This is a genomic window from Pseudoxanthomonas suwonensis 11-1, assembly GCF_000185965.1.
Lineage (GTDB): Bacteria > Pseudomonadota > Gammaproteobacteria > Xanthomonadales > Xanthomonadaceae > Pseudoxanthomonas > Pseudoxanthomonas suwonensis_A.
In genome coordinates, this window is the sequence record NC_014924.1 from 1,760,944 (window position 1) to 1,780,093 (window position 19,150).

At 66.3% G+C, this 19,150-nt stretch carries 19 protein-coding genes; 8 read left to right on the plus strand and 11 right to left on the minus strand.

Annotated elements, in window-relative coordinates:
- Window positions 1-30 precede the first annotated feature (30 nt).
- Window positions 31-1,104: a DUF4344 domain-containing metallopeptidase gene (locus PSESU_RS08050; protein ID WP_013535270.1), complete on the minus strand. Its 1,074-nt coding sequence runs from the start codon at window positions 1,102-1,104 to the stop codon at window positions 31-33.
- An 83-nt stretch (window positions 1,105-1,187) separates the two neighbouring features.
- On the minus strand, window positions 1,188-1,916 hold the full coding sequence (locus PSESU_RS08055; protein ID WP_013535271.1) for a hypothetical protein: 729 nt from the start codon (window positions 1,914-1,916) through the stop codon (window positions 1,188-1,190).
- Window positions 1,917-2,051: 135 nt separating this feature from the next.
- On the opposite strand from PSESU_RS08055, the gene PSESU_RS08060 reads away from it, so the two are divergent.
- Window positions 2,052-3,137 (plus strand): flavodoxin family protein, encoded by a 1,086-nt coding sequence (locus PSESU_RS08060; RefSeq protein WP_013535272.1) that lies wholly within the window; start codon window positions 2,052-2,054, stop codon window positions 3,135-3,137.
- Between the two features lie 33 nt (window positions 3,138-3,170).
- On the opposite strand, the gene PSESU_RS08065 is transcribed toward PSESU_RS08060, so the two are convergent.
- From PSESU_RS08065 to PSESU_RS08080, 4 genes are all read right to left on the minus strand, one after another.
- Window positions 3,171-3,659: a GFA family protein gene (locus tag PSESU_RS08065; RefSeq protein ID WP_013535273.1), complete on the minus strand. Its 489-nt coding sequence runs from the start codon at window positions 3,657-3,659 to the stop codon at window positions 3,171-3,173.
- An 89-nt stretch (window positions 3,660-3,748) separates the two neighbouring features.
- Window positions 3,749-5,389 (minus strand): alkaline phosphatase D family protein, encoded by a 1,641-nt coding sequence (locus PSESU_RS08070; protein WP_013535274.1) that lies wholly within the window; start codon window positions 5,387-5,389, stop codon window positions 3,749-3,751.
- Between the two features lie 69 nt (window positions 5,390-5,458).
- Complete coding sequence (locus PSESU_RS08075; protein ID WP_013535275.1) at window positions 5,459-8,503, minus strand: outer membrane beta-barrel protein; 3,045 nt, start codon at window positions 8,501-8,503, stop codon at window positions 5,459-5,461.
- A gap of 1 nt (window position 8,504) precedes the next feature.
- Window positions 8,505-9,647, minus strand: coding sequence for a hypothetical protein (locus PSESU_RS08080; RefSeq protein ID WP_155942740.1), 1,143 nt, complete (start codon window positions 9,645-9,647; stop codon window positions 8,505-8,507).
- Window positions 9,648-10,134: 487 nt separating this feature from the next.
- Here PSESU_RS08080 and PSESU_RS08085 point away from each other — a divergent pair, with 487 nt between their 5' ends.
- Window positions 10,135-10,518, plus strand: a complete 384-nt coding sequence (locus PSESU_RS08085) for a DUF1801 domain-containing protein (protein ID WP_233275284.1) — start codon at window positions 10,135-10,137, stop codon at window positions 10,516-10,518.
- A 110-nt stretch (window positions 10,519-10,628) separates the two neighbouring features.
- Window positions 10,629-11,930: a restriction endonuclease gene (locus PSESU_RS08090; protein WP_013535278.1), complete on the plus strand. Its 1,302-nt coding sequence runs from the start codon at window positions 10,629-10,631 to the stop codon at window positions 11,928-11,930.
- 99 nt (window positions 11,931-12,029) lie between these two features.
- On the opposite strand, the gene PSESU_RS15900 is transcribed toward PSESU_RS08090, so the two are convergent.
- Window positions 12,030-13,361 carry a DNA cytosine methyltransferase gene (locus PSESU_RS15900; protein WP_013535279.1) on the minus strand — a complete coding sequence of 444 codons (1,332 nt, stop codon included), beginning with the start codon at window positions 13,359-13,361 and terminating at the stop codon, window positions 12,030-12,032.
- Window positions 13,362-13,491: 130 nt separating this feature from the next.
- Here PSESU_RS15900 and PSESU_RS15905 point away from each other — a divergent pair, with 130 nt between their 5' ends.
- Window positions 13,492-13,899 carry a very short patch repair endonuclease gene (locus tag PSESU_RS15905; protein WP_013535280.1) on the plus strand — a complete coding sequence of 136 codons (408 nt, stop codon included), beginning with the start codon at window positions 13,492-13,494 and terminating at the stop codon, window positions 13,897-13,899.
- A 31-nt stretch (window positions 13,900-13,930) separates the two neighbouring features.
- The gene (locus PSESU_RS15910) at window positions 13,931-14,740 is read left to right on the plus strand and encodes a hypothetical protein (RefSeq protein WP_013535281.1); all 810 of its coding nucleotides are present in this window, start codon (window positions 13,931-13,933) and stop codon (window positions 14,738-14,740) included.
- 26 nt (window positions 14,741-14,766) lie between these two features.
- On the opposite strand, the gene PSESU_RS08100 is transcribed toward PSESU_RS15910, so the two are convergent.
- From PSESU_RS08100 to PSESU_RS08110, 3 genes are all read right to left on the minus strand, one after another.
- On the minus strand, window positions 14,767-15,411 hold the full coding sequence (locus tag PSESU_RS08100) for a lysoplasmalogenase (protein WP_233275204.1): 645 nt from the start codon (window positions 15,409-15,411) through the stop codon (window positions 14,767-14,769).
- 306 nt (window positions 15,412-15,717) lie between these two features.
- Window positions 15,718-16,095: a hypothetical protein gene (locus tag PSESU_RS08105; RefSeq protein ID WP_013535283.1), complete on the minus strand. Its 378-nt coding sequence runs from the start codon at window positions 16,093-16,095 to the stop codon at window positions 15,718-15,720.
- A gap of 110 nt (window positions 16,096-16,205) precedes the next feature.
- A complete protein-coding gene (locus PSESU_RS08110; protein WP_013535284.1) occupies window positions 16,206-16,712 on the minus strand; it encodes a hypothetical protein in 507 nt (168 codons plus the stop codon).
- Window positions 16,713-16,947: 235 nt separating this feature from the next.
- On the opposite strand from PSESU_RS08110, the gene PSESU_RS08115 reads away from it, so the two are divergent.
- From PSESU_RS08115 to PSESU_RS16155, 3 genes are all read left to right on the plus strand, one after another.
- The gene (locus tag PSESU_RS08115) at window positions 16,948-17,394 is read left to right on the plus strand and encodes a VOC family protein (protein ID WP_013535285.1); all 447 of its coding nucleotides are present in this window, start codon (window positions 16,948-16,950) and stop codon (window positions 17,392-17,394) included.
- Between the two features lie 233 nt (window positions 17,395-17,627).
- The gene (locus PSESU_RS08120) at window positions 17,628-17,960 is read left to right on the plus strand and encodes a hypothetical protein (protein WP_013535286.1); all 333 of its coding nucleotides are present in this window, start codon (window positions 17,628-17,630) and stop codon (window positions 17,958-17,960) included.
- A gap of 87 nt (window positions 17,961-18,047) precedes the next feature.
- Window positions 18,048-18,341, plus strand: a complete 294-nt coding sequence (locus tag PSESU_RS16155) for a hypothetical protein (protein ID WP_155942741.1) — start codon at window positions 18,048-18,050, stop codon at window positions 18,339-18,341.
- A gap of 182 nt (window positions 18,342-18,523) precedes the next feature.
- On the opposite strand, the gene PSESU_RS08125 is transcribed toward PSESU_RS16155, so the two are convergent.
- Window positions 18,524-19,009, minus strand: coding sequence for a hypothetical protein (locus PSESU_RS08125; protein WP_013535287.1), 486 nt, complete (start codon window positions 19,007-19,009; stop codon window positions 18,524-18,526).
- Window positions 19,010-19,150 lie beyond the last annotated feature (141 nt).

Sequence of the window (19,150 nt, forward strand, 5' to 3'; positions counted from 1 at the left end):
CGCCGGGTCGCCCCCCGGCCTGCGGCTGGATCAGGACTCGGCTTCGGGCACCACCGCCGGCATCGGGCCATCCGGAATACGGGTCCGCTCCAGGTAGCGCATCGCCTCCTGGTGGTAGGCCTCGTGCCCCGGCGCCAGGTAAGGCACCAGCAGGCGCACCCAGGCGCGGGTGACGCGACGGGTCTCGCCCGGGCAGTGCGCGGCGCGGGCGGCGGTCAGGTCGCCGGTGTCCACCAGGTGCGCGAAGGCCTGCGGGTCGGTCCCGTAGATCATGCATTGCAGGTTGAAGTAGCGCTGCTCGGCCAGCGCGTGCTCATCGGCGTAGGCGTCCAGGTTGTAGGCGCCGGTGCTGTTGGACAGCATCCAGTTGGCCGCCAGGCCGAGGTTCTCGGTCACCTGCTCCGGGGTCTCGTCCAGCCCGGCGAAACGCAGCATCAGGATCGCCGCCAGCTGGTCCACCGCGTCCTCCTGGCGGCCGGTCGCCGGCACGTCCAGCAGGTGGATCAGGGCGTGGCCGGTCTCGTGCAGCAGGATGAAGCGGACATTGGCGCGCACGTAGCGCAGCGGATGCTCCTTGCCCAGTTCCAGCGCCTGCTGGTGCTCCACCCCGCGCTCGTACAGGGTGCGCAGGGTCTCGTAGCACAGCACCACCTCGGCCCGGTCCGGCCGGTAGAACGCACCGAACTCCCCGCACTCGGCGGCCACGTAACGCAGCGTCCGCGGCATCGCGAACATGCCGTCGATGGCCTGGATCTCCGGCAGCTGGCCGAGCAGGTCGGCCTGGCTCATGCGCTTGTGGATCTGCTGCAGCTCCGGCGCTTCCGGCTTCACGTACACGTATTCGAAGCGGTAGTTCGCTTCGTCGCGAGCCGGCGCGGCTCGTTCGGCCGCTTCGGCCGGCTCCGCGACCGGTTCGACGACTGGTTCGACGGCCGGCGCCGCCCCGGTCGCCACTTCCGCAGTCGTGGCCGTACCCGGGGTTACGTCGCCTGTCTCCACGGCGACAGGCGCGGCGGCCGGCGTCACCTCGTCCGCCAGCGCTGGCACGGCGAAGGTGCCCAGGGCCATGGCCAGTGCCAGCAGTGGAGTACGGATCAGGGGCATCGGGCGGATTCGTCGGGGGTTGGCGGAAGCGTATGTGAAGGCGCGCGGCCATGCACGCAAGGGGTGGCGGGGGGATCGCAAGGTCAGCGCAAGGCCGTGACTGGCTGCGCACTGCCGGCATCGCTGAGCAGCGTGTGCCCGCCCACGTCCAGCTGGTACTCAAAGGTCTGCTGGAAGCTGCCGTAGCCCTCATCGCCCGGCGCGCCGTAGTTGGCACCGACCGAGATCGTGTGGCGGCCACGCGGCAGCGGCTTGAGCATCAGCCAGTAGCCGTCGGCGGCCATCCACGTCGAGGCCGCGTCCTCGGGATCGAACTGGAAGCAGCCGTCGCTGCGTACCCGCTGGCGGCGGGCATCGCGCAGCAGCTGGCCGTTGACCATCACCACCGCGCTGGCCAGGTGGTTGTTGTTGACCGCGACGGACTCCTGCATCTCCCTGCAGCCCGCCCTGGTCAGCTTCGACCGGCGCATGGACATGTTGATGATCGGCACCAGCAGGTACTTGCCTTCCGGCACCACGCAATGGCGCTTCGGCGTGAACTGGCCATTGGTCCCGGCGAGGAACCACACCGGCCCCTCCTGCCCCATCGCGCACCAGCTGCCATCCGGATCCAGGTACGGCGCCACCGGCTGCGAGAACGCCCAGCGCCACCACTGCGCAGTCCACTCGCCGAGGCTGCGGCCTTCCACCGCGCCATGGACCAGCAGGTCCTCGACCGTCCCGTGGCGCTTGCCCGCGGCCAGCGCCACCGGCGCCAGCAGTGCCGCGCACAGCAGGCCCCGGCCGGCATTCCGGATCCTTTCCCCGCCCATCGTTCCCCCGATGCCAGCCATGGCTCCCCGGGCCCAGCATGCCCGGCCGCGGCCCGCGCTGACAACACGGCATCCCGCCACGGCCGTTTCACCACGCGGCAGGCATCGTCGGGGCACCTGCCCTAGAGCCAGCCCATGCCAGACCACGGAACCGTTCCCGCGCCCCGCAAGGGGCAGCCCGATGCCAAGCTTCCGCGGGAAGAGTTCGAACGGCGCTACCGGCTGGCCTTCATCGACCCGGCCTTCGACGGCCAGCGCGAGGCCATCGACCGGCTCGCCGCGATCGCCTGGGAGGCTTACCAGGAAGGTCGCAAGGCCCCGCGCACGCACAAGGCCGGCCCCGGATTCGCCGATCCGGACTACGACCTGTCCGACGAATGGCGTGCCGCACGCGATGCCATCCGCGCCGCCGAACAGCGCCAGCGCGATCCCGCCGCGCCCGACCGCCTGCTGCTGGTCTGCGCCTCGCCGCGCAGCGAGCACACCTGCCCCGGCGAGATGTCCAAGACCTGGCGCCTGCTGGAGGCCGCGCACGAGGCGGCCACCGCCGCCGGCGCCACCTGCGACGTACTGGAGCTCAACCGCACCACCTCCGAGTACGGCCGCAAGATCCATCCCTGCAAGGGTTGCGTCTCCACCGCCATGCCGCTGTGCCACTGGCCGTGCTCGTGCTACCCCAACCACGGCCTGGGCCAGCACCACGACTGGATGAACGGGATCTACCCGCGCTGGGCCGAAGCCCACGGGGTGATGATCGTGACCCCGGTGCACTGGAACAGCCCGACCTCGCCGCTGAAGCTGATGATGGACCGCCTGGTCTGCGCCGACGGCGGCAATCCCGATCCCACCTCGACCTCGGGCAAGGACGCCGGACGCGCCAAGGCGATCGAGCTGGCCGGCTGGGTCTATCCGCAGCACCTGGCCGGACGCGCGTTCTCGGTGGTGGTGCATGGCGATGCCGAGGGCACCCGGGGCGTGCGCCACATCCTGGCCGACTGGCTGCGCGGCATGGGCCTGGTTGATGCCGGCGCCCCCTCGCAGGTGGACCGCTACGTCGGCTACTACGAGCCCTACGCCACCAGCCACCAGGCGCTGGACGGCGACCACGCCCTGCTGGAGGAAACCCGCAACGCCGCCCGCGCCCTGGTCGAGCGCGTGCGCCAGCTGCGCGCGGGCCAGCACGAGGCCGGCAGCAACCTGGAAATGCCGCGCCAGAAGTAGCTCCGCGCCAGGCCGCTACGCGGTGCGCGGGCACTACTCCTGCAGCAGCCCATGGCGACGGTGCCATTGCTCCAGCGATTCATTCGGGAATCCCTCCAGCTGCACGTCGTCCGGCCCGTTCGGCACCAGCACCCAGTTGGCCTTCGAGCCCAGCAGCATGTGCACCCGCTCCGGCGGCTGCGGCAGCGGCGTGTCGATGGCCGAGGCATGCGGGTGCACCAGGTCCGGCCACTCCGGACTGAACAGCCACAGCGCGCTGCCGCAGTCGGTGCAGAAATGCCGCCGCGCCGAGCTTATGCGGCAGCCACCATCGTCCTCGCGGATCTTCGCCTGGTACACGCCCAGGTGCTCGCGCCCCTCCACCTCGAGCGTGTCGGCGCGGGCGCCGAGGTTGATCGCACTGCCGCTGCCGCCGGCGGTCTTGCGGCAGATCGAGCAGTAGCACTGCAGGAACGGCACCGGCGCATAGGCCTCGCAGCGGAAACGGACATTGCCGCAGTGGCAGGAACCTTCGAGTTGCATGGCATCGCCTCCCTCGGGAACCGTTCGCACCCTGCCGGCGCCTGCGCGAAGCCGGCGTCAGCACGGCTGCAGGGTTTACCGGTGCGGCGCTAGGCGAAGCGGCGCCGGCCCCGGGCCACCTTCATGTGGTGGGTGCCGGCCAGCGCGGTGGTGCGGCGCTTGATGTCCTGCATGAACACCCATTGCCCGGTCACCTGCGCGGCCCTGACCTCGATCATCATGTAGCCGCGCTGGCTGGTATCGGCCCAGGCCAGTTCCGGGTTGGCCTTGATGAACGCCTGCGCCACGTCCCGCGGATCGGCCGCCAGGTTGCCCTCCATGCCGCGCGAGGTCACCGCCTGTCCGGCGAACTCCACGCCTGCAGGCCGGCCGTCCTCCACCAGCGAGTACGCCCAGGCGTTGTGGCTGTCGCCGGACAGCATCACCAGGTCGGCATCGGCACGCTGCGCCGCCTGCAGCAGGCGCGAGCGCGCCGCCGGATAGCCGTCCCAGCGGTCCATCCACATCGGCACCCCCAGCCGCGATGCGTACACGTTCCGGCGGAACGCCTCGCGGGTGCGCTCGCTTGCCTCCGGGCGCAACCAGCCGGGCATCTCCTCCGGCATCAACGTGCGTCCCATGATCGTCGCCATGCCCACGAGCTGCCACGCAGTCACCCGCGCCTCGCGCTGCATGGTGTCGGCCAGCCAGGCCTCCTGCTCCCATCCAAGCATGCTTGCCGATGGGTCCTGCCACGTCCCGTCGCGGAACGCCTCCAGCGCCGGGCCCGGGTTGCCGGCGCGATGGGCCTGGTCCAGCTCCGGATACAGCGGCCGGGTGCGCCCGGTCAGGCGTGATTCGGTCCGGTAGAGCGTGGCCAGGGTGCCGATGCGGTAGGCCTTCCATGGTTCCTCCGAGACCGGCATCCACTCGCGGTACGCCTGCACCGCCGCGGCACGGCGGGTGTTCCAGTCGCCCTCGGTCGCCGGCTGGTGGTTCTGCGCGCCCCCCTCCCAGCTGTCGTTGGTGATCTCGTGGTCGTCCCACAGCGCCACCATGGCCGCGTCCTGGTGCAGCTTCTGCAGGTCCGGATCGGCACGGTAGCAGGCGAAGCGCAGGCGGTAGTCCAGCAGCGACACCATCTCCCGCTCATGCGCAGGCATGAGGATGCGCCCGGGGATGCGGTCGTGTTCGCGGTAGGAACCGATCCCGTACTCGTAGATGTAGTCGCCCACGTGCAGCCACAGGTCCAGGTCCTCGCGCTGGGCCGCGTGCGCATAGGCGTTGAACCAGCCATTGGGCAGGTTGGAACAGGAGAACACCGCCAGCCCGAAGCGCGCCACCGGGCCATCCGGCAGCGTGCGCATGCGCCCCACGGGGGAACGCGCGCCATCCGGTGCGATGAAGCGGTACCAGTGGGTGGTGCCCGGCGCCAGGCCGGTGACGGTCAGCTTGGCCGTCCAGTCACGGTAGGCGCCGGTGCGGACCGTGCCGCCCGCGACCACCCGGCTGAACCCATGGTCCAGCGCGACCTCGGCCTGCAGCTGCACTTCATCCCCGCCGGCCGCCGGCACGTAGCGCGTCCACAGCAGCATGCTGTCCGCGCCGGGCTCGCCGCTGGCGACGCTGTGGGTGAACCCCCTGGCGCCCAGCAGCTCGGCCGCCAGCGCCTTTCCGCCCGGCAGCAACAGCGCACCCACGCCGAGGCCGCCCGCCAGCACCAGCCGGCGCCGTTCGATATCGATGCCCATCCCTGCCCCCTTGTCTCTGGTCGTGGCATGGCGGCCCCGCCGGGACGCCATGGCTGCTGTGCCGGTTGCCTAGAAGCGTCCGCGGATGCCGATGTTCCACATCGAGCCGTACCTGTCGTAACGCTGCACACGGCTGCGCACGTTGGAATAGATGACGTCCGGCTCGTCGAACACGTTGCGGCCGGCCAGCTGCAGGTCGAAGTTCTCCGACAGCTTCCAGTTGACGCTGAGGTTCCACATCTGCCGTGCGGCGCGGTACAGCACGCCGTTGTTGGCCGTGGTCGGGGTGTTGCTCAGGCCGCTGACGCGGTAGTCGGACTGGTAGTTGCCGTTGACCTGGATATCGAGCCGCCCATACCGGTAGCCGAGCCCCCAGTTGGCCACTTCTTCGGGCAGGTTGACGCGCTCGCCGTCCGGTCGGATGCGGGTGTAGGAGCCGCGCAGGCTCAGTCCCTTCAGGGCGCCAGGCAGGAACGCCAGCTGCTGGCTGTACTCCAGGATCAGGCCCTCGTTGGTGCTGGTCCCCGGCACGTTGCGGGCGCTGCGGAACTCGTAGCCGGCGTACTCCTCCGGGTCGAAGCCCACGTCCTCCGGGTTGACCGTGAACCCGGTGGCCTGCATGTCCTCGATGTCCAGCCGGTAGTACGAAGCACCGAGCACGCCGGCCGGCTCGAAGTAGTACTGCAGTCCGGCGAAGTACTTGGTCGAGTGCTCCGGCCTGAGCCTGGAGTTGGGCACGGTGACGATCATGGTGTCGTCGTTGATGCTGACGATGCCGCCGAGGTTGCCGTAGTCCGGGCGCAGGATCGAATCGCTGAAGGCCAGCTGGCCCACCAGGCGCTCGCTGAAGTCGTACTTCACGCCGCCGCTGAGGAAGAAGTCCTCGTACCGGCCCTTGCGGGTCGAATAGGTCGGCTTGCCATCCACGCAGTGGTACTGGTAGCAGAGCCCCTCCACCGTCGAGGTCGACAGCCCGGCCGCCTCGACCTCGCTGGCCGGCCGGATCACGGCCGTGCGCGCCTCGGTTTCAGTCTGCTCGTAACGCAGGCCCAGGTCGAAACGCGCGTCCCCCCAGCGTGTCTGGCCCTCGACGTAGGCCGCGTTGACCGTCTCGCGCACGCGCTTGTTGTTGTCAAAGACGCGCTTGAGGTTGCCCACGGTGTCGGGCACGAACCAGTCCGGATGCGCCTTGTAGATCTCGTACATGGCGTAGTTGTTGTCGGCACGCCAGCCCTGGGAGTCGACGTTGCCGGCATCCAGGTTGAGGAAGCCGAACTGGTAGTGCTCCGTCCACGGGACCGCGGCGGCCGGATCGCGCTGGGTCAGGTCGCCATTGGGGCCGACGTACTGGTACTGCTGGTAGTGGCTCTCGTCGGTCTCCCAGTCGTTGGTGCGGGTGCCCAGGCCGGTAAGCAGGGTGAACGGATGGCCGCCGAACTCCAGCTCCTTCTTCACGTCCAGGTTGAGCCCGGTCTGGCGGTTGCGCGCGTCGGACTCGTTGTTGCGGACGTTGTTGCCGATGTCGTCGTCCAGGTTCCAGTTGGCCGGGTTGCTCCAGTCGCGGCCCGCGGTCTGCTGCAGGTACCAGGCCTGGGAGCCTTCCGACGCGCGCTCGGCGGTGAAGCCCAGCCGGGTCAGCCAGCTGTCGGTCCGCTGGAAGAAGCCCTCGCTGCTGTCGCGGAAGTTGAACTCGGAGGTGGAGTAGTTGCCCCGCAGCGCCACGTCCAGGGTCTCGCCCTTGAACTCCAGCTTGGGCGCCAGGGTGATGGTCGGGGTGGCCGCGTAGCGGTGGGAATACTCGGTACGCAGGCGCGGGCTCGAGCCGCCGGTGCCTACCGGGTTGACCACCAGGTGGGTGGGCGTGGAGTCCGGCGTGGCGTAGCTGGTCGTGGTGGTGCCCAGGTACAGGTAGGTGTACTGGTTGAAGTACTCCACGTCGTACAACGAGTAGGCGCTGCGCAGCGAGGCGGTCCACTCGTCGTTGATCCGGAAGTCGGTGCTGAGGTTGGCCGCGGTGCGGCTGGTCATCTTCGGGCCCGGGCGCCACATGAGCCGGTACGGCAGCACGCGTCCGTCCGCGTAGTAGGCCCAGTCGGTCTGGATGCGCTCCTGCTGCACGTAGTTCGCGTTGTAGCTGGCGTTGAACGCCACGCCGAAGCGCCCGTCCATGTACACGTCGGCATAGCCGATCTGGCCGGACGGATAGACCGTGGCGTGCTTGCGATCGTCGGGGAAGTACTGCCGCGAGAAGAACTTCGAGTCCGAGCTGGCCACCGCGCCAAGCTGGAACACGAAGTCGCGCCTGGTGCGGTCGAAGGCGTACTTGCTGCGCAGGTTGATGTTGCCGGCCGGGGCATCCGCATCCATGCTCGCTGTGAGCGTATTGTTGAGCTCGATCGACTCGATGCCGGTCACCGACATCTGCTCGAACGAGTTCTGGCGGCCGCTGTTGTTGTTCGACGTGGCCGTGGCCATGCGGCCGCCATCCAGGGTGAAGGTCGAATACTTCGGGTCCAGGCCGCCGATGCGCACCGCCGTGGCATCGACCTCGGTGTAGTCCAGCGAGATGCCCGGCATGGACTTCATGAACTCGCCGACATCGCCCATGGTCAGGGCGCCGTAGGTGTCCGCCGGCACCACGTTCTTGGCGTTCATGGCGGCACGGCGCTCCATGATCGCGATGTCCTGGCCGGTGAAGCTGCCCACCACGCGCACCGCGTCCAGCTCGGTGGCGTCGCCCGCTCGGGTACCCGTATACGACGGTGCCTCCAGCGCGATGTCCAGGCTGGCCACCTGTCCCGCCGTGACCGTCGCGGTCCGGGACGCATCGTTGAGGCCGGTATAGCGCACGGTCAGTGTCGCCTGGCCAGCCGGCACGCCGCTGATCCGGAACAGGCCGCCCTCCTCCGAGTACACGACGATGCCCGTGCCCTGGACCCGGATCTCGGCATTGCGCACGTACTCGCCGGTGGCAGTGTTGAGGACGCGTCCGCGGATGCCGCCGGTGTCCTGGTTCTGGGCTGGCACGGACGGCGCCTGGGCCGACACGTGCAGGGGCGCGAGCAGGGCCAACGCGACGGCGCCGGAGAGCGCCGACTTCCTGAGCTGGTGCATTTCAGTTTCCGGTATGGGAGAGGAAGGAAGCAGATGCGTCCTGCGTGGCAGGCGCGAACGGCTGTCTGGCATCGCCGGTCCAGCGCATGAGGGTCAGCTCCGCCGCCTGCTTCCCCTCCCGGGCGGAATCGCGCGCCAGGTAGAACAGGCCATGGCCGATGGGCTGGAAGCCAACGTCCGCCTTCTGGTGCCAGCCGCGGATGCCGGTCGCGGCGTCCGACAGTCCGTCCGCCGCCAGCGGCAGGAGCAGGCCGCGCGCCTGCCCCTCGCCGCCGGGACCGGGCACGCCGGCAAGCTCACCTGCGCGTGGGACCGCGGAGGCGTCCACCGCGAACAGCGTGTAGTTGGGTAGCCCGTCCTTGCGCCCGCGGTACGTGCCGAGGAACCAGCGCTGCAGGCCGGGGTCGTAGGCCAAGTTCTGGATCCCGTAGGTGGTGTTGCCGGTGCGCACGAAGTACTTGCCGTGCGCGGCCGCCGGCCCGCTGTAATGCGGCCGGCGCTCGTCCAGTGGACGGACGTAGCGCGCCCAGTCGCGCACGTCGTACTGCAGCAGGACCTGGTGGTCGTTGTCCGGGCGCGCGGTGTCGGAGAACACGCCATAGCCGACGGTCAGATAGTGCGGGCCAGCCGCGTTCCCGAACCGCGGGCCGAAGCCGACCCCGTCGATACCGGAGGTCCCGTACCGGTGCGGTGGCGGTGCCCCCTCCGGCTCGCCGCTTGCCTGGCCATGCGCATCGGCCACGAAGTCCCGCGCGACCTCCGGCAGATGGACCGTACCGATGATCCCGCTCGCCAACGCATCGATGCCGACACGGTCGATGCGATCGCCATCGATCACCGCGATGTAGAACGCGTTGTCCTTCTTGTACTCCAGCGACCCGTAGATGCATCCGTCCGCCGGATTGAAATCCAGGTCGCCAAGGTGTCCCTTCCACCCCTGCAGCGTCCCGACCAGCTTGCCACTGAAGTCGTACCGCGCCAGCAGGTTGGTGAAGGAGTAGTAGATGTATCCCCCCTGCACATCCACCGCGATGCCCTGCACGTGGCCGGACGCCCAGGGACCGGCGTGCTGTCCAAGCGGTGGCGGCAGCGGCGCGCCCGGCGCCTCATGCATCGGAAAGCAAAGACCCAGCGCAAGCAGCAAGGAGAACCCGGTTCGCGTCAGCACAGCTTCGTTGGCCCCATTCCGGAAAAACAATGCAGCGTCCCCGCCTCCATCAGGACTGGCCTTGCGGAGAGCGCGGGAATTCTTTCAACGAAGCGTTACCGGACCATTACTTCCGCGTGCACGCGGCACGACGTGCGTATGACAGTTGCCGATGCGCTTGCGCGGCCTGCCTGGCCCGCATGACGCACCACCGGGTTCGCCCGCGAGTGTGCGGATGTGCACCTGGCCTGCGGACTCATGGAACCGCACGCATAGAGCTGACCGCAGCCACGCCGCGCCCGCGGACAGAATTACAGCGCACACCCAGTGCTGGAGAAGCTGCCGGCGCCGATCCGACGCCGCCACCGCACCCTGCACTGGCCCTGCAGGGTTCACGGCCCTGGTCGGAATGCCCTCCTGCACCACCGCATGCAGCGCGCTAGCATCACGCGTGCATCTGCAATGGAGGAGTGCCGTGGCCACCATGCAACCCAAGAGCACCCGCAAGCCGCCCGAGCCGAGCGACGACCATGCCCCGATCGCGGCGTGGATCAAGAGCACCATGCCAGACCTGCAGCCGATCCTGGCCCACCTCGACGGCCAGATCCGCAAAGCCCTGCCCGAGGCCAGCTACGCACTGAAATGGAAGAAGGCTTACTACGGCCTGCCCGACAAGGGATGGGTGATCGAGCTGGTGGCCTACGACGTCTCGGTCAACGTGGTGTTCTTCGCCGGGGCGAAGTTCGACCCGCCTCCGCCGCTGGGCGAAGGCTCGCGCTACGTCAAAGTCAGGTCGCTTGAAGAGGCCAAAGCCACGACGGTTGCGAGCTGGATCGGGCAGGCCGGCGAGCATCCAGGCTGGAAATAGCTGTTTCCCCTGGACCATTGAAAGGCACCATCAGCTTCAGTGACGGCTGAAAACCTGGCCATGTGCGGGTTACCCTGGTCACAGATCCAACCGCAGCCGGGGAGGGGCGCATGGCAACAGGGGAAGAGGCGATCAAGCGGTTCCGCATGGGGGAGGTCTATCGATACCCGAGGCCTGCCCTGCCCGATCTTCCGACGGTGGATGGCATTCCCAACTTCCACCATATTGTGTCGGTTCCGGGCTTGGCGAGCCTCCAGCTCGAGAAAGGCATCAACTCCCCAAGCGCGACGCGCGCGGTCGACGGGGAGCGACTAGCGGCAGTCCTTCTGCAGAGCAGCGTGCATAAGCGCGGATCGATAGAGAACCCCTGGCACGACACCTTGGCCCCTGACGAGGGATTCGCGCGGTACTTCGGCGACAACAAGACACCCGACGTCGATCCTGGATTGGCCAATGGCAATCGGACCTTGCTACGTCAGTTCGAGCTCCATACCTCTCCAGATCGCGCGAAACGCGAACGCGCGGCCCCCATGCTCTTGTTTCGCTCTACACAGAAGGGACTTAAGGAATTCGCCGGTCTTGGACTGATCGTTGGCGCCAAGCGGGTCACCCAGTTCTCGGAGAAGAACGGCGGCTTCTTCACCAACTACCTTTTTGACCTGGCGATTCTCTCGTTGACGGAAGAAGACGAGAGCTTGGCCATGCTTTGGATCCGCGATCGTCGCGACCCAACCCTCGCGGCTCCTATCGCCAATGCGATGGCCCCCAAGTCATGGCAGGCGTGGGTCAAGTTCGGAAGTCCCGAGATCGAGCGGGTTCGGCGTCGAGTCACGCGATACCACATCCTCCCAAAGCGCGACCAAGTCGCTTCGGCAACCTCCGACACCGGCAAGACGCTAAGAACCATCTACCAGTTCTACGAACACCGTCGCCATCGCTTCGAAGCCCTGGCGAGCTTGGCCTGTGAATCGATGATTCGTGGAACCGGCGCCAGTTACCGGCGCGGCTGGCTCACCCGTGGCACGGGCGACGGCGGGCTGGACTTCGTCGGACGCATCGATATCGGTGAGGGCCTTTCGAGCACCAAGCTAGTCGTCCTTGGGCAGGCCAAGTGCGAGAAGATCGACACGCCAACGAACGGTGTGCACATCGCCAGGACCGTCGCACGACTGCGACGCGGATGGGTTGGGGCTTACGTGACTACATCCTTCTTCTCAGAACACGTTCAGCGCGAGATCTACGACGACCAGTACCCAGTGCTGCTACTCAATGGCACCAACCTAGCCAACGAAGTCGTCAAGCTGAAGCTCGCCTCGGGTCTGCCCAGTGTCGAGGAGTATCTCGAGCATGTCGATGCAGACTACGAGGCGCAGGTAAGCAGTCGCCGACCTGAAGAGGTGCTCTGGGAGTGAGACCCAATGCCCGGTTGAGCGGCAAGCCGTAAGGCCCCGGCTAAGATCAGCGGTAGCGCGCCATCGAGAGGGGTTCGGATTGGGCTTGCGGGATCTCGGTTAGCTTGCAGTACCAAGCTCAATACGTCCCTGCGCCGGGTCCCTAGGCTCCTGCTTACGCTTCTTAGCCCCGCTTTTCCGGTCGCGCTGCCCGATGGGATTCGCGATCCCCCAGAAAGAAGCCGCCTGGGCGAGGCTCATCTTGAGCAAGTCCACATTCCCAAGTTCGATCTGCTTCGCAGGGCGTTTCGGTGTGATCCCCATGGCATTCATGACCTGGGCAGCTACCGCACGTCCCAATGGAGGCGGTACGGCATTGCCGATCTGTCGTGCGCCGTGCCACTTCGTCTCATTGAACCGGAACCAATCGGGGAAGCCATGCAATCGCGCCATCTCCCGCACAGTCACGCAACGATTCCACTTGTAGTGAATGGGACGGGGACTGGTGAACGCGCCGCGCGCGGAATCGGTACCGGCACGCAGCGTATTGCTCAATCCACCTGGGGGTAGCTTAAAGAACCGAGAGATAGGTTCAATTTCACCAGGAGACGTCAAAGCGAAGCGCCGACGAGAGATCTCAGTGTGCTCCGACCTCATGCTCGAGGTAAGCAGGTGTGGATTCCACTTGCGACGGTAGCCGTAGGCCCAGCCTTCCGAGTCTTCGCACCTCATCAGCTTGGCGAAAGCGCTGGGCTTTCCAAAGTTCTTCACTTCGACTTCGTCGCTCGATATCAGTCGCACATACCGCTCCGCATCGGGCAGGTCTCCGAGCGCGTCCTGGCAAGTTGGTGCGCTCGGGAGGTCAGCCCCTACCGCACCGGGCCTGGAGGTAATCGCGCCGGGATATACAGGTACGCGTAGCCCCTGCTTACAACCCAAAAGGAACAGTCGCTGCCGGTCCTGGGGCACCCCATACTCATAAGCGTTCAGCACCTTCCAGTCTCTGACTACCTCGTAGCCGGCGGACTCAAATTCCTGAATCAGTTCATCCAAAAATTTGCGGTGCTTCCCCATCGTTAGCCCCTTGACATTCTCAAAGACGAAGTAGTCGGCGTCCAACTCACGGACGAGACGGACGAAGTCTTTGACCAGGGCATTACGGGGATCGTCGAGAGCGCGCTGTCCAATCAATGAGAACCCCTGGCAGGGCGCTCCACCGAACACCACATCCACCTTCCGCGTGCCGATGCCAGCAGCGTCCCGAATGTGCTGCGCGGTGAGGTCGGTTACCGACCGGGGCAAGACGGCACAATGGGGGAAATTGTAGGCGTGAACCGCAGCGTGCACCGGGTCGATCTCGACAGCGGCCACAACGTCGAAGCCCGCCTGCTCAAAGCCCAAACTGAGCCCGCCAGCGCCAGCAAAAAGATCGATTCCAAGAGGTCTGCTCATGCTGCTAAGTATAGGCGCCCTTCGGCGCGCCGTCGATCGGAAGATGCCTTGCCTCGCTATAGGGAAGCGCCGCGAGGAGGTGCGCTATGATCCTCCTCGTTGTCTCAGATCCTGCGACAGAGGCTAGGGCATGGACCGGCTGAGTCCCGAGCGCCGAAGCTGGTTGATGTCTCGAATCCGTGGGGAGCACACGAAGCCGGAGGTGGCGGTTCGAGCCCCGCTCCATCGGATGGGGTACCGGTTTCGCCTCCATCGCCGGGATCTTCCAGGAACGCCCGACATAGTCTTGCCGCGGTACTCCGCGGCCATCTTCGTGAACGGTTGTTTTTGGCACGGTCATTACTGCAAGCGCACAAAGATGCCGAAGTCACGTACGGATTACTGGGCGGATAAGATCGCAGTCAATCGGCGGCGGGATCGCCGACAGCGCCGGCAGCTTTCGAGCTTGGGGTGGAAGACTATCGTGGTGTGGGAGTGCGAGCTGAAGCGACCGGAGGAGTTGGCGAATAGGCTCCAGAAGCTCCTATCAGAACCCTAAAAGGCACCTGCCTACATTGAATAGAGGAACCATGGCAAAGCCAGTCAAGCCGAATCGGTATACGGAGATCATTGCGGAAGTTTTTCGCAAGCACTACACGCCTGGAGATCAACGCGTTCGCTTTGAGCGGGACGAATTCGTGGCGGCAGCGAAGGAGCGGAATATCGAACTGCCGAAGAATCTCGGTGACCCGATCTATTCCTTCAAGTATCGGAGTTCGCTGCCCGAGTCTATCGCTGAAACCGCGGCTCCCGGCTATGAATGGGGTATCTACAGCATCGGGAAGGGTAAGTACGAGTTTAAGCAGGTCAAGCCACTTTCGATCAGCCCTCGAGATAACCAACTGGTTGTGAAGATTCCGGATGCAACACCAGAAATCATTTCGGCCTACGCCTTGGGAGACGAGCAAGCACTGCTAGCCAAAGTGCGTTACAACCGGCTAATCGATATCTTTCTGGGGATAACAGCGTCCTCTCTGCAGAACCACCTTAGAACTACGGTTCGTGGCATCGGACAGATCGAAGTCGATGAGCTCTATGTCGGACTGGACCGAAATGGATGCCAGTATGTTGTCCCGGTGCAAGCGAAAGGGGGTAGGGATAAGCATGGCCGGCAACAGACAGAGCAAGATATCGCCTGCTGCGAACAGAAGTTCCCTGCCCTTCGTTGTCGACCGGTCTCGGCCCAGTTCATTACCGCCAATAAGATCGCCATGTTCGAACTTGCGCTACAGGACGGCGAGATCCGAGTGGTTTCGGAAGAGCATTACGAGCTTGTTCCTGCCGCTAGCATTACGGATCAGGACCTAGCGCTCTACGCCACCAGGAAGCGACCCGGCTAGCCATCCAGCGAAGCAACCTCTTATCGTTATCGCCTACCCATTAGCACCACCGACCGCGCGATGCACGACTGCGCCCCGAAGTACGTGGCAAGGATCAGCAGCATCGCCCGTGGCACGTCATGGCCGAAGCGGTCCCAGGCCAGCACGTTGTCGCTGATGACGAACAGGAACGCGCCCAGTGCGGCCATGCGGGTCGGAGCGGCCAGCGCCGGATCGCGCCGCAAGGCAGCGGCACGTGCAGCCGCCAGGCCCGCCATCAGGACCAGGACGAAGCCATAGGCCACCACGGGGATCTGCAGCGGCGCCGGCACCTTGGGCAACAGCAGGGTCACGCTACCCGCCGCGGCGATCACATAACCCAGGATGGCCAGCAGTCGCCCCTTCGGCGTCGCGCCCGGGAAGAACGCGGCGATATAGAACAGATGCGCCACCAGGAAGGCCAGCAGCCCCGGCACGAACAGGTCCTGCGGCAGCATCAGGAACACGTCGCCCGCCAGCGAGCAGAGCATGCCCACCAGCACCAGCGTCCTGTAGCGCCCCACGGCCGCACCGGCTTGAGCGACCGTCGAGATGATCGCCAGCATGGTCAGCGGCTTGCATAGGTAATGCAGCCACCACCAGTCCCCGCCCAATTCGGCACCCAGGATCGCGCCCAGGGCCAGGACGACCACGGCTACCCACGTTATGTCCCTACGCAGCTGCATTCCCTGCCCCATGGATCCCCAAGCTGCGCATCCTAGCCCGTCCCACCGCTGCAGCGACTGCCCGAATCGTCATGGCTAGACCTTCCAGGGGATGAGATGCCCGCTTCGCTGACGCGGGCCGCGCAGGGCCCGCGGCGCGCGGCGCGCAGGGCGCGGGGCGCGGGGTCGCGGGGTCGCGGGGCGGCGTAAAGGGTCGGTGCTAAGGCCTCAATCAGGCTGAGTCTTGAGCTTTGAGGCCACTCAATCTCTAGCAGCCCAGCTATCAGCACCCACTCAAATTGGCGCCAACCCATGCGCCGCATCCGCGCACACCGTCAGCGTCACCTGCTCTGCCTGCTCAAGTGCGCCCACCGCCTGCACCCGCATGCCAACCTGCAGCGCCTCCACGTCCACCGGCTGCGCCTTGCACAGGTTCCAGCGCGCCGGCAGCTGCACCGCCACCCGGCCGCGGTCCGGCACGTCCACCTCCACCACCGCGTGCCCGTCGTAGGCCCACGGCTGGGTATTGATGCTCGCCACGGTGCCGGCGATGGCCACGTTCTGCCCGGCGGACCCGGTCTGCCCGCGCGGCGTCGCACAGGCCACGACCACGAGGGCCAGGACCAGGACCAGCGGGAACGCCAGCGGAAGACGTCCGGGGGATTGCTGCATGGAATGTCCCTGCTCATCAGATGGATGGGCCCGAGACTAACCCGGCGGCACGTTGACGCCAGGTGGTGGGCACCCCACGCCGCCCGAAGGCGGCAGGGCGCCGACGAACGTCATCCCAGCTCTTCGAGCAGGATCCCCCAGCCCTCGGGCGGGCGGTGGGCGACCAGCGCATCACGCACCACCTCGTCCACCACCAGGGTCGCCAGGCTGCCGGCCAGGCGGAACATGTGCAGTCCTGCCGGATCGCTCGCCCCGGCGTCGGCCCCAGTGGTTCCCGTGCCCGGAAGGCTGCCAACCCCCAGCACGTTGAACAGCTGGTACCCCGGCCACTCCCTGCCCGTCTCCGGATTGACCAGCCGCACCGGGAAGCACTGGAAGTTGTCCACGCCCGCGCCGCGCAGGACCGCCACCAGGGTGTCGCTGGCGACCACCGTCCCGCCGGTCATGAAGTGCGGGCACGGCTCCCCGTCCGGCACGTTGACCTCGAACCTCAGCTCGGGCAACAAGCCACCGTCGACGGCCTCGCCAGCCATGACGCTGCGGTCGGGCAGCTTCGGCCCGCGGATGATGCCGTGGTCGTGGAGGTAGTCCTCGGACAGTTCGTAGTAGCGGGACATGGCCGCTCACCTCGCGGTGGGATGGTGCGATGCTAAGCCATCGTCTTCTTGCCCCCCTGCGGCGATCCGCCAACACCACCCGCGCCGGGGCGTCCAGCCGTGTACGCGGCCCGGAAGAGTTGGCGACGCCGCCGCCGAACCATGTCGATCCACCCCCTCCCCACCCGTCGTAAGGCCGTGAGTCGAGCACACCCGCCCGGCATGGCCCGGGCGGCCACCACCAAGGAGGAGACGTATGAAGATCGTGACCAGCCTCAGCTTCCAGGGGCAGTGCCGCGAGGCGTTCGAGTTCTATGCAAAGGTCCTGGGCGGCAAGATCACCGCATCGGTGCCCTACTCCGCGGCCCCCGGCGACGAGATGCCGGTGGACGAGCGCTACAAGGACTGGCTGATGCACGCCTGGCTGGACGTGGGCGACCAGTCGCTGATGGGCGCGGACATGGACGTGCAGTGGGCGCCCAACGTCGACAAGCCCAAGAACGGTTTCGACGTCACCCTGCACACCGACGACGTCGGGCAGGCCCGCCGCTGGTTCGAGCAGCTGTCCGAGGGCGGCAGGCAGACCATGCCGTTCGCCGAGACCTTCTGGTCCCCCGGCTTTGGCGGCTGCGTCGACAAATTCGGGATCCCCTGGATGATCAACACCGTCCCGGGCCCGGACTGGCAGTACAAGCCGGCCTGATTCCGCGCCGCATCACCGGGCGCGGGCCAGTACGGCCGCGCCCGTGGTGTCGCACGCATCAATGCACTGCACCTATGCGCTGATACGCGGGCGCATGCGTTGCCGTACCGGTCGCCGGCGTATGGATGCGGCGCTGCGATTGGCCCATTCCTCACCCATCTTTGGGCACTCCCCCCGCCTGCTGCGATGGTCCACTGTCGCCCCATCCCCCGACAGGCAGCAGGAAGCACGCCATGACTGAATGCGAGGCCCCCGATCCGGACACAGCGCTGAGCCTGCGCCTGGAGAACCGCGGCAACTACCTCATACGGGTCACCGCGGCCTTCACCGTGGACGGCGAACGGCAGCACCGGAAGCTGGAGGTGTTCCCCTACCAGAAGGCGGCGATCGACGACATTGACCAAGCCGCCACCGACCTGGAAGTGCAGCTGCGCTTCATGGGCGACCGCACGCGCTACCTGGCCGAGCCTGCGCCCGTGCAGGCCTGGCCGGAAGGCCACGGACACATCAGGCTCGACGGCCATTGGCGGGGGCCCGGCAGTGCGCAGTGGGTGCAGGCCGACTGATCCTGGGCGGGCCGGAAGCGGCACCGCTCCCCTGCCCTGGCTCCTTTGCACCAGGTTGGATCGTTTCTCTGTTCCGGAGAGTCTTTTTTGCCTTCCGTTGGACAAATTTTGTCCAACGGAATGAATCAAACACTCATCGATGGCGAAAATTTGTCCAACGGAATAAATCAGATGCTCTCCGTTGATGAAAATTTGTCCAACCGAATGAATCCAGCACTCATCGTTGATCAAATTTTGTCCAACGGAATGAATCAGACGCTCATCGATGATGAAATTTTGTCCAACGGAATGAATCAAACACTTTCCGTTGGACAAAATTTGTTCAACGGAACAGCTCAGATACTCTCCCGAGCCCCGGGCAGGCATACCCGTAGCGCCTGAAACGATCCGGGCACCGCGGCCCCGGCGTCTGCCGAGCGGCCCGCACCTCCCCGAGCCGTGCCGATTGCTAGGGCCAGCCGGCAACCGGGCAAAAGAAAAGCCGCCCAGGTGGGCGGCCAAGGATTGATCGGAGGTTTGGAATGTGACGGCGAAGGGCGCCTGATCACGCCCGTTGCCCTTGCTCAGGCCGCGCTCGGCTCCGGCTCGGCTTCTTCGGTCTTGCGGCTCTTCCTGGCCCAGCGCAGGCCCAGCTCCTTGGCGACACCGTCAAGGCCCTGCTGCTTGCCTGCCACGCGCAGCAGCTGGTAGCCCTTGAGAGCCACGTCCATCACGTCGCTGCCCAGGGCGATCTCGGTGTCGTTGCCGCGTTCGGACAGCCGACGCAGACGATCCAACAGCGGGCGCAGCTGGTCCAGCGCATCGAGGTCCTGCTTGGCCGAGGCCACGTCCACCGTGTCCGGGACGATATGCGGGTTCTGCTCCAGCACCCGCAGGGCCTGCCGGCAGAACACCTCCGACTTGGGCCCCATCTTCACCAGCCGCCGGCGCTCGGCCGGGGCCAGGGCGATCAACACCGAAAGCGCCTGCTCGAGCGCACCAAGGGCCTCACCGGCCTGCGCCAACTGCGCCTGGTCCAGCTGCAACGAAATCCTGTTCTGAGAGGTCATGGGAACTCCTTCCGGGGACACCGGCCCGATTGGCCGGCGGGAGGAGCGTGCACAAAGAATCTTTTTCAGACAGTCGGTCGATTCCCCAATGCAGCGTCGGATCGAATCCAAATGCTTTGTAGGGAGTTTCCGAAATTGTCT